We start from the raw sequence: 14,923 nt of genomic DNA on the forward strand, positions 1-14,923 counted from the left end.
GAGTGTTAGACCGGGTGGCCTCATTGTGGGGCAAGCCCGCTCCCACCGTGGGAGCGGGCTTGCCCCGCGATTGATACCACACAAACCCTGAGTGTAGACCCTGGGCTCACTCCCCTCCCGGCGCTAGCATCAGGTTCGGCGCCAGCCGTTGATAGCCCTCCTGATCCAGGCGCAGGTCCAGCGCCAGGCTCGCCAGGTCAGCAGACAAGGCTTCTGCCTCGGAGTCGCATTCCAGGTAGAGCTGCTTCAGATAGCTCTTGCACCCCGGACAGCACTCGGCACGCAACGGCGCCTTGCCGGCAGCATGGCGATCATCCTCGAGGTTGAAGTAGGTCAGCCCTTTGCTCTGCTCACAGTAGACGCACTTGACCCGCACCACATGCCACTCACAGGCGCACAGCGAGCACACCAGGTAGCGCAGGCCGTTGTACTTGCCACGGTGACGGATCACCCCGGCCATCGGCGGCGACCCGCAAGCCGGGCACTGACAGAGGCTGTCGCGGGCCTTGAGTTCGGTGTTCGGAAGGCTCAGTAACCAATGGCTCCAGGCAACCTGCAAGGCAGCACCGAGAAACGGCACCAGCGCTGCCGGCACCGCACTGAACTGCCCGGTAAGCAAGGCGATGCCCCAGAGTTTGCGTTGCTCGACAGTGGACGCCTGCAAATCGCGTACGGCGTTCAGCAACTCGGCGCTGACAGGTGTTGGATAGCGCAGCAGCAAGGCATCGAGATACGCCAGCCACTGCCCTTCACGCACCAGGCTCTCGGCGGCCAGCGGTGGCAATCCGTGTTCCACACACAGACGCTGGCGCTCCGTCTCGGCCGGTGCCGCCACCGGTGGCTGGTCGAGCAGACTTTGCTGAATGCGGCACAGGCCGGCAATCAGGCGCAAGTAGTCGCCCAGCGCATTGCCCTCGGCGAGGGTGTCCAGACGCGCCGCACGCAACGCGAACAGGTTCGCAGGTGGCAAGTAGAGAAACGGCGGCGTGCTGGCCGCCGCTTCGATCTGCCCTGGTTCAAGAATGGTGCTCAAGTGGTCATCCTTTTTTGCTGATCTGCGAGTCCGGTGGGTCTTCGCGGGTCACTTCCCGATACCATAGCTCATGGTGCTTTTTCGCCCAGGCGCGACTGACCCAGCCATGCAGCATGGCGCCGACCGAGCCCTTGATCCAGACACCGGCATAGATGTGCACAATGATGCTCAGCACCAGCACGAACGCCGCCAGGGCGTGCAGCAGGGTCGCCAGGCGAATCGAGCCGATATCGAAGTACTGGCTGAACCAGGCCCGCCAGATCACCACCCCACTGAGCAACAGTACCAGCATGCACAGCAGCAGGGTCCAGAACAGCAGCTTCTGCCCGGGGTTGTACTTGCCGATCGGCGGCACGCCCTCCTCTTCGTTGCGCATCACCCGGTCGATGCGCCTGAGCCACAGGCGATCATTGGCGATAAAAAAATTCGCCCGCCAGAAGCGCAACACCAGGAACAGAAAGAACACGAACATCAACACACCCATGAACGGGTGCAGGATGCGCGTCCACGGCCCGCCGCCGAACAGATGGCTGAGCCAGAACAGCGCCGGGTGAAACAGCGCCAGCCCCGACAGTGCGGCCATGATGAAGAGGATCGCCACCAGCCAGTGGTTGGTACGCTCGTTGGCGTTGTAGCGCAGGATGGGTTTGTCTTTCATGGCCGCTCCTCCCCTTGCCCACCCGGTTTGTGCGGGTCATAGACATGCACCGCCGGGTCGACCACATGCACGCTGGTATCGGGCGCACTCGGGTGCTCGTCCTCTTCGACCCGGTTGGGGCCGATGCGCACATAGTGGAAGAACCCGGCCAGCACCGCCGCGCCCATGGCCAGCAGCGCCAGCGGCTTGCTCACCCCTTTCCACAGCCCCACCAGCGGGCTGATCACCGGTTGATCCGGCAGGCCGGCATACAGCTTCGGCTGATCGGCGTGGTGCAGCACGTACATCACATGGGTGCCGCCAACGCCGTCGGGGTCATACAGACCGGCATTGTCGAAGCCCCGCGATTTGAGGTCGACGATGCGCTCGGCGGCGTGCTCCTTCATGTCCTCCTTGGTGCCGAACACGATCGCCCCGGTCGGGCAGGTCTTCACACAGGCCGGCTCCAGTCCCACCGACACGCGGTCGGAACACAGGGTGCACTTGTAGGCTTTGTGGTCCTTCTGCGAGATCCGCGGGATGTTGAACGGGCAACCGGTGATGCAGTAGCCGCAACCGATGCAGTGGTCCTGATTGAAGTCGACGATACCGTTGGCGTGCTTGATGATCGCCCCCGGGCTCGGGCAGGCCTTCAGGCAACCGGGATCGGCGCAGTGCATGCAACCATCCTTGCGGATCAGCCACTCCAGGTTGCCCTCGGTGTTTTCATGCTCGGTAAAGCGCATCAGGGTCCAGGTCTGTGCGCTCAGATCATGCGGGTTATCGTAGGTGCCGTAGTTGTGCCCCACGTCGTCACGCAACTCGTTCCATTCCGAACAGGCCACCTGGCACGCCTTGCAGCCGATGCACTTGGTGGTGTCGATGAGCTTGGCGACCTCCTCCTGATGCCGGATCGACGAAGGCGTCGTGGTGGTGGCCGAACGGGCGATGATGTCTTGGCTAGCCATCAGATTTTCTCCACGTTGACCAGGAACGACTTGGATTCCGGCGTTTGGGTATTACCGTCACCGAGGAACGGCACCAGGGTGTTGGTCAGGTAGCCGTGCCGGGTCACTCCGGTAAAGCCCCAGTGCAACGGGATACCGATTTGGTGCACGGTCTGGTTGTTGACTTGCAGCGGACGAATCCGCTTGGTCACCACTGCCACCGCCTCGATATGCCCGCGCTTGCAGGTGACGCGCACCCGGTCGCCTGCGGCAATGCCCTTCTCCTTGGCCAGCACTTCGCCGATTTCGACGAACTGCTCCGGCTGGGTTACCGCGTTGATCGGACAATGCTTGGTCCAGAAGTGGAAGTGCTCGGTCAACCGGTAGGTCGTGGCGGCATAAGGGAAGTCCTTGGCTTGCCCCAGGGTGCCCCAGACCGAATCGAACACCCTGCCTGCCGGGTTGCTGGTGGCCTTCTTGTTGTTCGGGTGCAACGGGTTGACCCCGATAGGCGTTTCGAACGGCTCGTAATGTTCCGGGAACGGCCCTTCGGCCATCTTGTCCAGGGCAAAGAAGCGCGCCACACCTTCGGGGTTCATGATGAACGGGTTCATCCCCGCTTCCGGTGCCACGTCGGCCTTGAAGTCCGGCACGTCGGTACCGCCCCAGGCCTTGCCGTTCCACCACACCAGACGCTTGTGCGGCGACCAGGGTTTGCCCTGCACGTCCGCCGAGGCGCGGTTGTAGAGAATCCGCCGGTTCGCAGGCCACGCCCACGCCCAGCCGAGGTTTTGCTTCATGCCGAACGGATCGGCATTGTCGCGCCGGGCCATCTGGTTGCCCTGCTCGGTCCAGCTGCCACAGAAAATCCAGCAGCCGGAGGCGGTACTGCCATCGTCCTTGAGCTGGGCGAAGCCGGCCAACTGCTGCCCGGCCTTGATCGTCGCGCCACTGGCATCGGTGACATCCGCCACGGCGTAACCGTTGAACTCCTTGGCGATTTCTTCCGGTGTCGGCTCATCGGGCACTTTGTACGGCCAGTTGAGCTTGAGGATCGACTCGGCCCAGGCCCCGCCTTCGCGTTGATAACGCTCGCGCAGACGCAGGAACAGCGCACTCATGATCCACACGTCGGTACGCGCCTGGCCAGGGCCTTCGGCGCCTTTCCAGTGCCATTGCAACCAGCGGCTGCTGTTGACCAGCGAGCCGTCTTCCTCGGCAAAGCAGGTGGTGGGCAAGCGGATGACTTCGGTTTGCACATTCGCCGAATCGACATCGTTGTACGGCCCGGCGTTGCGCCAGAACTCCGAGGTCTCGGTGGCCAGCGGGTCCATCACCACCAGCCACTTGAGCTTGCTCAACGCGGCGGTGACGCGGTTCTTGTCAGGCAAGGCGGCAATCGGGTTGAAGCCCTGGCAGAAGTAACCGTTGACCTGGTCTTTGGCCATCATGTCGAACATCTTCAACACGTCGTAGCCCGGAATATCCAGCTTCGGCAGGTACTCAAAGCCCCAATGGTTTTCAGCCGTGGCATTGGCGCCATACCAGGCCTTCATCAGGCTGACATGGAACTTGCCGTAGTTCTGCCAGTAGGACAATTGCCCTGGCCGCAGCGGCTTGGGCGCGCGCTTGGCAATGTAGGTGTCGTAGTCCTGTTCAGCGTCCGACGGTAATGTCAGGTAGCCCGGCAGCAGATTGGACAACAGGCCAAGGTCGGTCAGGCCCTGGATATTGGAGTGACCGCGCAGGGCGTTGACCCCGCCACCCGGCATGCCGACGTTACCCAGCAACAACTGGACCATGGCCGCACTGCGGATGATCTGCGAGCCGATCGAGTGCTGGGTCCAGCCCAGGGCATAGAGGATCGTCATGGTCTTGCCCGGTTGCGAGCAGGTGGCGATCTCTTCCCAGACCTTGCGCATGCTATCGACCGGCATGCCGCAGATCTGACTGGCCAGCTCCGCGGTGTAGCGGCTGTAGTGCTGCTTCATCAGCTGGTAGACGCACTGTGGGTCCTGCAGGGTCGGATCGACCTTGGCAAAACCGTCTTCACCGAGTTCATAGCCCCAACCGGACTTGTCGGTGTAGCTGCGCTTGTCGGCGTCGTAGCCGCTGAACAGACCATCCTCAAAGCCATAACCGGCTTTGACGATGAACGACACGTCGGTGTAGTTACGCACGTACTCGTGCTGAATCTTGTCTTCAGTCAGCAGGTAATTGATCAGCCCGCCCATGAAGGCGATATCCGTGCCGGTGCGGATCGGCGCGTAATAGTCGGCCACCGAAGCGGTTCGGGTAAAACGCGGGTCGACCACGATCAGCCGGGCCTTGTTGTGCGCTTTGGCCTCGGTTACCCATTTGAAGCCACAGGGATGGGCTTCTGCAGCGTTGCCACCCATCACCAGGATCAGATTCGCGTTAGCGATATCGGTCCAGTGGTTGGTCATGGCTCCACGGCCGTACGTCGGGGCAAGACTTGCCACCGTCGGGCCATGTCAGACACGTGCCTGGTTATCGAACCCCAGCATGCCCAGACTGCGAACGACCTTGTGGGTCATGTAGCCGGCTTCGTTAGAGGAAGCCGAAGCGGCCAGAAAGCCTACGCTCAGCCAGCGATTGACCGTCTGGCCCTGGACGTTCTTCTCGATGAAATTGGCGTCGCGATCGGTCTTCATCAGATCGGCAATGCGATCCAGCGCCTCATCCCAGGACACCCGGGTCCATTCCTTGCTGCCCGGCTTGCGCACCTGCGGATACTGCAGGCGGTTGGGGCTGTGGATAAAATCGAGCAGGCCGGCGCCTTTCGGGCACAGCGTGCCGCGGTTCACTGGATGGTCGGCGTCGCCTTCGATATGGATGATGTTCTGCGCGACGTTCTTGGCCGCATCACCCTGGCTGTACATGATCAAGCCGCAGCCGACCGAACAGTAAGGACAGGTGTTACGGGCTTCTTTGGTATGCGCCAGCTTGAAGTGACGCACCTGCTCGGCGAAGGCGGGCGTCGGGGCCATGCCCAACGCCGCCAGGCTCGAGCCTCCAAGGCCGATTGCGGCGACCTTGAAGAACTGCCGACGGTTGAGATCCATCGTGCACTCCTGATCAGGTGGTGGACGCGCGGGACGTTGCCGGCGTCTCTTGAACGATCACGGTGGCGACGTTTACAGCAGTCACCAGTTGATACTGTAGTCAAGATTTCCGGAGGCACGATGAAAGCGGACTGGCGGCACATTGCCACGTCCTGATCAGGCATAAAGCAAAACGCCCGGTGCAAGGCACCGGGCGTTTTGTGGATGTAGCGGTCAGCAGTATGAATCAAAAAGGTAATGAGCACCTAGAAACCTAACGCTTGCGATAAAGCCATGATATCTAAGGTCTTTCTCAGAAATCGTAAAAATTCCTGTCAAATTTAGGCCCCAACGAACCTAAATTCTTTACGTTTGCAGACGCGACCTCAATCATGATTCGCGTCGCTGCTGCTAAAGGGCAGCTACCTTCCTGATGAATTCAGCAGGTACTGTGACATGCTACAACCACGTACTCAGCCAACACAATACCGCCCTCTCTATTGCCCCCAACGGAGTCGGCAACACCACCAGCCATCCGCATGATTTAGGCGCAGGCTATGGCGAAAAAGCGGCAAAAGGCCGCTCGCTGACCGGAGGCTCGTGAAAATAAACTGCTTGGCTGTTATCTCAGCGCCCTTTTCGATGGCACCGCCGATCTCGTTGAAAAGAACAGCGATCACCCTGAGGTAACATCGAATTTAAGGGCCAATGCGCTAAATCCCTATATTACAGGGAGGCTCCAGAAAGCATGGATATGCTGAACCACGTTTCGCATTGAGCGCCCTCCTGAGCAGCGACCTCTGTATCCCCGTAGAGATAGGTCCGATTACCGAGAACCTGGTAAGCGTAGGCAACCCCCACAGAAGACTCAAAACGTGTAATCGCTTCTAGAGGCTCCATCATCCATCGCCCAGACTTGTTAACGTGATCTGGGCTAACGAGCAATACGCTTTCCAGCAGCAAACCATCCCTCTGACTATCCACGAGTGCTCGCAGCAACTGATCATTACTGATCATCAACATGGAATGCAGGGGAAAATCTTCGTCTTGGTCCGTAGTAACCACATAGAACCAAGGGCGATGAATGTTGTGCTCTACGTAGCTCCACGTCGTGGGGTCATCTCCAAAAAGCCCAAACTGATCGACTTTCGCTTGCTGGTAGGTCAGAAACATGTCCGCGCCCCCGAAATATACTAGATATAGCATAGTACTAAGCGCTTCGACACGGCTTCATCGTTCCCTTTGCGAGTTGTTGAAATGCGAACGGAACTCAAACGAGCGCTTGGAGAGGTGCTGAAGTCGTACCGACTGAATCGGAATTTTTCTCAAGAGGGTATCGACCAGTACCGCATACCGCTCGCCATCGGCCCCAATGAACCTACGCATGGATATATCCATCACACCTCCATAATTTACGTTTTCACATGGTGTGAAACAAATAGAAGACCATGACGGGATTTTTCACACGCTGAAAATGAAAAAACCCCGCAAGCGCGGGGTTCTTCAAGGAAAACTTTACAGTTTTCGCTAAGGTGCTCGTCAGAACGGAATATCGTCATCAAAGCTGTCGAAATCCGGAGCTGGCTGCGGCGCGGCCTGTTGCGGCGCTGGGCGCTGCTGCGGTGCCGACTGCTGCGGGCGTGGAGCCTGCTGGCGTGGCGCCTGGTTGTAGTTGTTGCCACCACCCTGCGGCTGGGAACCATCCTGGTTCTGCGGACGACCGCCGAGCAGCTGCATGGTGCCCTGCATGTCGACGATGATTTCGGTGGTGTAACGCTTGATGCCGTCTTTTTCCCACTCGCGGGTCTGCAGCTTGCCTTCGATGTAGACCTGCGAACCTTTGCGCAGGTACTCGCCGGCGATCTCGGCAACCTTGCCGAACATCGAAACGCGGTGCCACTCGGTGCGCTCGACCTTCTGGCCAGTTTGCTTGTCGGTCCACTGCTCGCTGGTAGCCAGGCTCAGGTTGGTCACGGCGTTACCGTTGGGCAGGTAGCGGACTTCGGGATCCTGACCGCAAGTACCGACCAGAATGACTTTGTTAACCCCACGGGCCATAACGTTCTCCTAGGCTTCGCACGCTGCGGAGGCCGGGTTTACCAGGCGCTCCAGGGTCGTGCGATCCAAAATTTGTGTATCAAGTTTGATATAGATGGCGGACTCATCGGCCACCACCACTGCGTCGGTCACACCCGGTACGGCCAACAGCCGTTCGGTCAGTCCCGCTTCGCGGACCGCCTCGGCCGACAACGGCATGCGCAGGCTGGTCACGTACGGTGGCTCACGCATGCTCAAGGCAACGATCCACCACACTGCACACAGGGCTGCACAGCCCAGGAACACTGTGTTCAAGCCACCGTGCTGGAACAACCAGCCACCGAGAATTCCTCCCAGCGCGGCACCAAGGAACTGGCTGGTGGAATACACCCCCATGGCCGTGCCCTTGCCGCCGGCGGGCGACACCTTGCTCACCAGCGAAGGCAAGGATGCCTCCAGCAGGTTGAAGGCAGTAAAGAATATCACGGTGCCTATCACCAGTTCGTGCAAGTTGTCTGCCGACAGCCAGAAATACAGCTCGGTCAGCACTAAAACACTGACCGCGCCCAGCAGGACACGTTTCATCTTGCGCTTTTTTTCGCCGTAGATGATGAACGGGATCATTGCAAAAAATGAGACCAGCAAGGCGGTCAGGTATACCCACCAATGCTCTTCCTTGGGCAGGCCGCCACGTTCGACCAGCGCCAACGGCAAGGCAACGAAACTGGCCATCAGGATCGCATGCAGGACGAAGATGCCGACATCCAGGCGCAGCAGGTCGGGATGGCGCAAGGTCGGCCCGAGGGCCTGCTTGGCGACGCCAGACTCACGGTGCTGCAACGCCCCATGCGACGCTGGCACGACGAAAGCGATCAGGGCCATACCGACCACCGCCATGGCCGCCGTGGCCAGGAACAGCCCGGACAAACCGAAGGCACGGGTCAGCAAGGGTCCGACCACCATGGCCACGGCAAACGACAAACCGATGCTCATGCCAATCATGGCCATGGCCTTGGTCCGGTGTTGCTCGCGGGTCAGGTCCGAAAGCAGCGCCATCACTGCCGCCGAAATAGCACCGGCACCTTGCAGGATACGTCCGGCAATCACCCCCCAGATAGAGTCGGCCTGAGCCGCCAGCACGCTGCCCAGGGCAAAGATCACCAGGCCCAGGTAAATCACCGGACGGCGACCAATGCGATCGGAAATGACCCCGAACGGAATCTGCAGGAATGCCTGGGTCAGGCCATAGGCACCAATGGCCAGGCCAATCAGCGCCGGGGTGGCGCCAGCCAGGTCCATGCCATAGGTCGCCAGCACCGGCAGGACCATGAACATGCCCAGCATACGGAAGGCGAACACCATGGCCAGGCCGCCTGCGGCGCGGGTTTCGCTGCCACTCATGCGTTCGCTGTGGGGATCGTGCATGGATAAACCTCGTGTGAACCGGCGGCGATTCTACCAGTCCCATCGCATAACGGCATATACGTGACGCTTTGCCGCGTACTGGCAGGGAGCCGTATACTCAACCGTTTATGCCCGCCAAGCGAGGCCGCAGTGGACAAGATCCTGATTCGTGGGGCACGGACCCACAACCTGAAGAACATCGACCTGACCTTGCCCCGGGACAAGCTGATCGTTATTACCGGCCTGTCCGGTTCCGGCAAGTCATCGCTGGCCTTCGATACCCTGTACGCCGAAGGCCAGCGCCGCTACGTCGAGTCGCTGTCAGCGTATGCCCGGCAGTTCCTGTCGATGATGGAAAAACCTGACGTCGACACCATCGAAGGACTGTCGCCAGCGATTTCCATCGAGCAGAAGTCGACCTCGCACAACCCGCGTTCGACCGTCGGCACCATCACCGAGATCTATGACTACCTGCGCCTGCTCTACGCCCGCGTCGGTACTCCACGCTGCCCGGACCACGACATCCCGCTGGAGGCGCAGACCGTCAGCCAGATGGTCGACCTGGTGCTGGCCCAGCCCGAAGGCAGCAAACTGATGCTGCTGGCCCCGGTGATTCGCGAGCGCAAGGGCGAACACCTGGCGGTCTTCGATGAGCTGCGCGCCCAAGGTTTCGTCCGCGCGCGGGTCAACGGCAAGTTGTTCGAGCTTGATGAGCTGCCCAAGCTGGATAAACAGAAAAAGCACACCATCGAAGTGGTAGTGGACCGCTTCAAAGTCCGTGAAGACCTACAGCAACGACTGGCCGAATCCTTTGAGACCGCGCTGAAGCTGGCCGACGGCATTGCCCTGGTGGGCTCGATGGACGACGAGCCGTTCGAAGAGATGATCTTCTCGGCGCGCTTTGCCTGCCCTATTTGCGGCCATGCGATCAGCGAGCTGGAACCCAAGCTGTTCTCCTTCAACAACCCGGCCGGCGCCTGCCCGACCTGTGACGGGCTGGGGGTCAAACAGTTCTTCGACACCAAGCGCCTGGTCAATAGCGAACTGACCCTGGCCGAAGGTGCGATTCGCGGCTGGGACCGGCGTAACGTCTATTACTTCCAGATGCTCGGCTCACTGGCCGCGCACTATGACTTCAGCCTCGAAGTGCCCTTCGGCGAACTACCGGCCGAACAGCAGAAGGTCATCCTGCACGGCAGTGGCAAACAGAACGTTGACTTCAAGTACCTCAACGACCGCGGCGACATCGTCAAGCGCTCGCACCCGTTCGAAGGCATCGTGCCGAACCTGGAGCGTCGCTACCGCGAGACCGAGTCGGCCACCGTGCGCGAAGAACTGGCCAAGTTCCTCAGCACCCAACCCTGCCCGGATTGCCGTGGCACGCGTTTGCGCCGTGAGGCGCGGCACGTCTGGGTTGGCGAAAAGACCCTGCCCGCTGTCACCAACCTGCCAATCGGTGATGCCAGCACCTACTTTGGCGGCCTGAAGCTGACCGGGCGGCGCGGTGAAATTGCCGACAAGATTCTCAAGGAAATCTGTGAGCGCCTGCAGTTCCTGGTCAATGTCGGCCTCGACTACCTGACCCTCGACCGTAGCGCCGATACCCTGTCCGGTGGTGAAGCCCAGCGTATCCGTCTGGCCAGCCAGATCGGCGCCGGCCTGGTCGGGGTGATGTACATCCTCGATGAGCCGTCCATTGGCCTGCACCAACGCGACAACGACCGCCTGCTGGCCACCCTCAACCACCTGCGCGACATCGGCAACACGGTGATCGTCGTCGAACACGACGAAGATGCCATTCGCCTGGCCGACTACGTGGTGGATATCGGCCCCGGTGCCGGCGTGCATGGCGGTCAGATCGTCGCCGAAGGCACGCCAGCCGATGTCATGGCCCATCCTGACTCGCTGACCGGCAAGTACCTGTCCGGACGGGTGAAAATTGCCGTACCGGCCAAACGCACGCCGCGCAACAAGAAGCTCTCGCTCAAGCTCAAGGGTGCACGTGGCAACAACCTGCAGAATGTCGACCTGGACATCCCGATCGGCCTGCTGACCTGTGTGACCGGCGTGTCCGGCTCGGGCAAATCGACCCTGATCAACAACACCCTGTTCCCGCTCAGTGCCACGGCCCTGAATGGCGCCAGTACCCTGGAGGCGGCGCCACACGACAGCTGTGACGGCCTGCAGCACCTGGACAAGGTGGTGGACATCGATCAGAGCCCGATCGGCCGTACGCCACGCTCGAACCCGGCGACCTACACCGGCCTGTTCACGCCGATCCGTGAGCTGTTCTCAGGTGTTCCGGAATCCCGTTCCCGTGGCTACGGTCCGGGGCGTTTCTCCTTCAACGTCAAAGGCGGACGTTGCGAGGCGTGTCAGGGTGACGGTCTGATCAAGGTCGAAATGCACTTCCTGCCAGATATCTACGTGCCCTGTGACGTGTGCAAGAGCAAGCGCTACAACCGCGAAACCCTGGAGATCAAGTACAAGGGCAAGAACATCCACGAGGTCCTGGAAATGACCATCGAGGAAGCCCGCGAGTTCTTCGACGCGGTGCCGGCCCTGGCGCGCAAGCTGCAAACCCTGATGGATGTCGGCCTGTCGTACATCAAGCTGGGGCAGTCGGCGACCACCCTCTCCGGTGGTGAAGCGCAGCGGGTCAAATTGTCTCGCGAGCTGTCCAAGCGCGATACCGGCAAGACCCTGTACATCCTCGACGAGCCGACCACCGGCCTGCACTTTGCGGATATCCAGCAGTTGCTCGATGTACTGCACCGTCTGCGCGACCACGGCAACACTGTGGTGGTGATCGAGCACAACCTGGACGTGATCAAGACTGCCGACTGGATTGTCGACCTGGGACCTGAGGGCGGCTCCAAGGGTGGGCAGATCATTGGCTGCGGCACACCGGAAGAAGTCGCCGAGATGAAGCAGTCCTACACAGGCTACTACCTCAAGCCGCTGCTGGAGCGTGACCGGGCCTGAGGATCACTGTGGGAGCCGGCTTGTCCCGCGATTACGGTGTGTCTATCACATCGCATCGCGGGGCAAGCCCGCTCCCACCGAGAGAATCACCTAACAAAAAAAGCCCCGCACTGGCGGGGCTTCTTTTTGTACCGGGAAATTACATCTGCGATTGCAGGTAGTTTTCCAGGCCGATGGACTTGATCAGACCCTGCTGCTTTTCCAGCCAGTAGGTGTGATCTTCTTCGGTGTCGGCCAGTTGCAGGCGCAGAATGTCGCGACTGATGTAGTCCTTGTGCAGTTCGCACAGCTCGATACCTTTGCACAGCGCGGCGCGTACCTTGTACTCCAGGCGCAGGTCGGCGGCGATCATGTCTGGCACAGTCGCACCAACGTCCAGATCATCCGGGCGCATGCGTGGGGTGCCTTCGAGCATGAGGATACGACGCATCAGGGCATCAGCGTGTTGGGTTTCTTCTTCCATCTCGTGGTTGATACGCTCGTAGAGCTTGCTCAAGCCCCAGTCTTCGTACATCCGCGAATGGATGAAATATTGGTCACGTGCCGCCAGTTCGCCCGTCAGCAACGTGTTGAGGTAATCGATTACGTCCGGGTGACCTTGCATCGCCCTGCCTCTCCCTGTGTGAAAGTCATAGTTTGAACCAGGATCATCGTAAGGTCACTTGGAATTAGGCAAAAAAGTGCAAAAAAGCGGGTAAACGGTAGTGATATTCATTGAAAAACCGCCCAAATGAGGGCGGTTCTTCTTATCACTTCGACTTAGGCGAGATTTATGCCCAAAGCCTTGGCAATCCCCTCTGCATAGGCCGGATCGGCCTTGAAAAAGTGCTGCAACTGACGCTGGACGACATCCTCGGAAACCCCCGCCATCGCACCGGCAATGTTGCTGATCAGCAGGGCTTTCTGCTCGGCGTTCATCAAGCGGAACAGTGCACCGGCGTGGCTGTAGTAGTCAGTGTCTTCGCGGTGATCGTAGCGATCAGCCACACCGTTGAGCTCAAGCGCCGGTTCGGCAAACTGCGGCGCCTGCTTCGGCGCATTGCCGTAGCTGTTGGGCTCGTAGTTCGGCGCCGCACCACCGTTGCTGCCAAACGCCATGCTGCCATCACGCTGGTAGGTGTTCACCGGGCTGCGTGGGGCATTTACTGGCAATTGCTGATGGTTGGTACCGACGCGGTAGCGGTGTGCGTCTGCGTAGGCAAACACGCGGCCCTGGAGCATGCGATCAGGCGACAGACCGACACCTGGGATCATGTTGCTCGGCCCGAATGCAGCTTGCTCGACCTCCGCGAAGTAGTTCAGCGGGTTGCGGTTCAGCTCCAGCTCGCCGATCTCGATCAACGGGTAGTCCTTCTGCGACCAGGTCTTGGTCACGTCAAAGGGGTTCTCGTCGCGGCTGGCCGCTTCTTCCTCGCTCATCACCTGGATGCACACTGCCCATTTCGGGAAGTCGCCGCGCTCGATGGCCTCGAACAGATCACGTTGGGCGTAATCCGGATCAGTCCCGGCCAGACGCGCTGCGTCGGCGGGCGCCAGGTTCTTGATGCCCTGCTTGGTCTTGAAGTGCCATTTGACCCAGGTGCGCTGACCGTCGGCATTGATCAGGCTGTAAGTGTGGCTGCCAAAGCCGTGCATGTGACGGTAACCGTCTGGAATGCCGCGGTCCGAGAACAGGATGGTGACCTGGTGCAATGCTTCAGGCGAATGCGACCAGAAGTCCCACATCATCTGCGCGCTTTTCAGGTTGCTTTGCGGCAGACGTTTCTGGGTGTGGATAAAGTCGGGGAATTTCAGCGGATCACGAATGAAGAACACCGGGGTGTTGTTACCAACGATGTCCCAGTTGCCTTCCTCGGTGTAGAACTTCAGGGCGAAACCGCGCGGATCACGCTCGGTATCTGCCGAACCACGCTCGCCACCCACAGTAGAGAAGCGCAGGAAGGTTTCGGTCTGTTTGCCGACGGTGCTGAACAGTTTGGCGTAGCTGTACCCGGAAATATCCCGGGTAACCGTGAAGGTGCCATAGGCACCCGAGCCTTTGGCGTGCACGCGACGCTCAGGAATGTTCTCGCGATTGAAGTGGGCGAGTTTCTCAAGCAGGTGGAAGTCATCCAGCAACAACGGCCCCCGCGGCCCTGCGGAGCGTGAGTTCTGGTTGTCGACAACCGGTGCACCGCTGGCGGTGGTCAGTATCTTGGTCTGGCTCATGCGCTATCTCCCTATCGGTCCTTTTCGGTCTCAAACTGCCGGCTAATCGGCCTGGATTGAGTATCGACCAGAACTATGACAGCAACAAATTCATTAACTGACTCAGATCAATAGATTATTACAATGTATGCAGGCACAAAAAACCGGGCACTAGGCCCGGTTTCTTGTTTCAGACTGACGTCTTATTCAGCAGCTTCTACCGAGCCACCGACAGGACGATCAACCAGCTCGACGTACGCCATTGGTGCGTTATCGCCAGCGCGGAAGCCGCACTTGAGGATACGCAGGTAGCCGCCCTGACGGGTGGCATAGCGCTTGCCCAGATCGTTGAACAGCTTACCAACGATTTCTTTCGAACGGGTACGGTCGAAAGCCAGGCGACGGTTAGCTACGCTGTCTTCCTTGGCCAGGGTGATCAGCGGCTCGGCAACGCGGCGCAGTTCCTTGGCTTTCGGCAGGGTAGTTTTGATCAGCTCGTGCTCGAACAGCGACACCGCCATGTTCTGGAACATAGCCTTGCGGTGAGAGCTGGTACGGCTCAGGTGACGTCCACTTTTACGATGACGCATGATTCATTCCTTACCAAACACTACGTTCGGTGATTACG

The 14,923-nt window shown here is 59.8% G+C and carries 11 protein-coding genes; 1 reads left to right on the forward strand and 10 read right to left on the reverse strand.

The window, feature by feature from the left end:
* Nucleotides 1–106 precede the first annotated feature (106 nt).
* The 7 genes from fdhE to ACO6VD_RS19445 form a co-directional block, all read right to left on the reverse strand.
* Nucleotides 107–1,033: a formate dehydrogenase accessory protein FdhE gene (fdhE, locus tag ACO6VD_RS19415; protein ID WP_422421387.1), complete on the reverse strand. Its 927-nt coding sequence runs from the start codon at nucleotides 1,031–1,033 to the stop codon at nucleotides 107–109.
* A gap of 4 nt (nucleotides 1,034–1,037) precedes the next feature.
* Nucleotides 1,038–1,691, reverse strand: coding sequence for a formate dehydrogenase subunit gamma (locus ACO6VD_RS19420; protein ID WP_400171219.1), 654 nt, complete (start codon nucleotides 1,689–1,691; stop codon nucleotides 1,038–1,040).
* Nucleotides 1,688–2,638 carry a formate dehydrogenase subunit beta gene (gene fdxH, locus ACO6VD_RS19425; protein ID WP_422421388.1) on the reverse strand — a complete coding sequence of 317 codons (951 nt, stop codon included), beginning with the start codon at nucleotides 2,636–2,638 and terminating at the stop codon, nucleotides 1,688–1,690. Before fdxH ends, ACO6VD_RS19420 begins: the two co-directional genes overlap by 4 nt.
* Nucleotides 2,638–5,703, reverse strand: a complete 3,066-nt coding sequence (fdnG, locus tag ACO6VD_RS19430) for a formate dehydrogenase-N subunit alpha (RefSeq protein WP_422421390.1) — start codon at nucleotides 5,701–5,703, stop codon at nucleotides 2,638–2,640. The genes fdxH and fdnG overlap by 1 nt, the downstream gene beginning before the upstream one ends.
* Nucleotides 5,704–6,408: 705 nt before the next feature.
* Nucleotides 6,409–6,855 carry a hypothetical protein gene (locus ACO6VD_RS19435; protein WP_422421391.1) on the reverse strand — a complete coding sequence of 149 codons (447 nt, stop codon included), beginning with the start codon at nucleotides 6,853–6,855 and terminating at the stop codon, nucleotides 6,409–6,411.
* Nucleotides 6,856–7,221: 366 nt separating this feature from the next.
* On the reverse strand, nucleotides 7,222–7,740 hold the full coding sequence (locus tag ACO6VD_RS19440) for a single-stranded DNA-binding protein (RefSeq protein WP_038606199.1): 519 nt from the start codon (nucleotides 7,738–7,740) through the stop codon (nucleotides 7,222–7,224).
* 9 nt (nucleotides 7,741–7,749) lie between these two features.
* Nucleotides 7,750–9,144 carry an MFS transporter gene (locus ACO6VD_RS19445; protein WP_422421394.1) on the reverse strand — a complete coding sequence of 465 codons (1,395 nt, stop codon included), beginning with the start codon at nucleotides 9,142–9,144 and terminating at the stop codon, nucleotides 7,750–7,752.
* Between the two features lie 129 nt (nucleotides 9,145–9,273).
* On the opposite strand from ACO6VD_RS19445, the gene uvrA reads away from it, so the two are divergent.
* Nucleotides 9,274–12,108, forward strand: coding sequence for an excinuclease ABC subunit UvrA (gene uvrA / locus ACO6VD_RS19450; RefSeq protein WP_400171212.1), 2,835 nt, complete (start codon nucleotides 9,274–9,276; stop codon nucleotides 12,106–12,108).
* 139 nt (nucleotides 12,109–12,247) lie between these two features.
* Here the strand turns inward: uvrA and bfr are convergent, their stop codons facing one another.
* The 3 genes from bfr to rplQ form a co-directional block, all read right to left on the reverse strand.
* Entirely contained in the window at nucleotides 12,248–12,712 is a 465-nt protein-coding gene (gene bfr, locus ACO6VD_RS19455; RefSeq protein ID WP_400171211.1) for a bacterioferritin, read from the reverse strand.
* 155 nt (nucleotides 12,713–12,867) lie between these two features.
* Entirely contained in the window at nucleotides 12,868–14,316 is a 1,449-nt protein-coding gene (locus tag ACO6VD_RS19460; protein ID WP_422421396.1) for a catalase, read from the reverse strand.
* Between the two features lie 182 nt (nucleotides 14,317–14,498).
* A complete protein-coding gene (gene rplQ, locus ACO6VD_RS19465) occupies nucleotides 14,499–14,885 on the reverse strand; it encodes a 50S ribosomal protein L17 (RefSeq protein WP_002555463.1) in 387 nt (128 codons plus the stop codon).
* Between the last annotated feature and the right edge of the window lie 38 nt (nucleotides 14,886–14,923).

It is taken from the genome of Pseudomonas sp. GZD-222 (assembly GCF_049310525.1).
In the GTDB taxonomy this organism is placed as follows: domain Bacteria; phylum Pseudomonadota; class Gammaproteobacteria; order Pseudomonadales; family Pseudomonadaceae; genus Aquipseudomonas.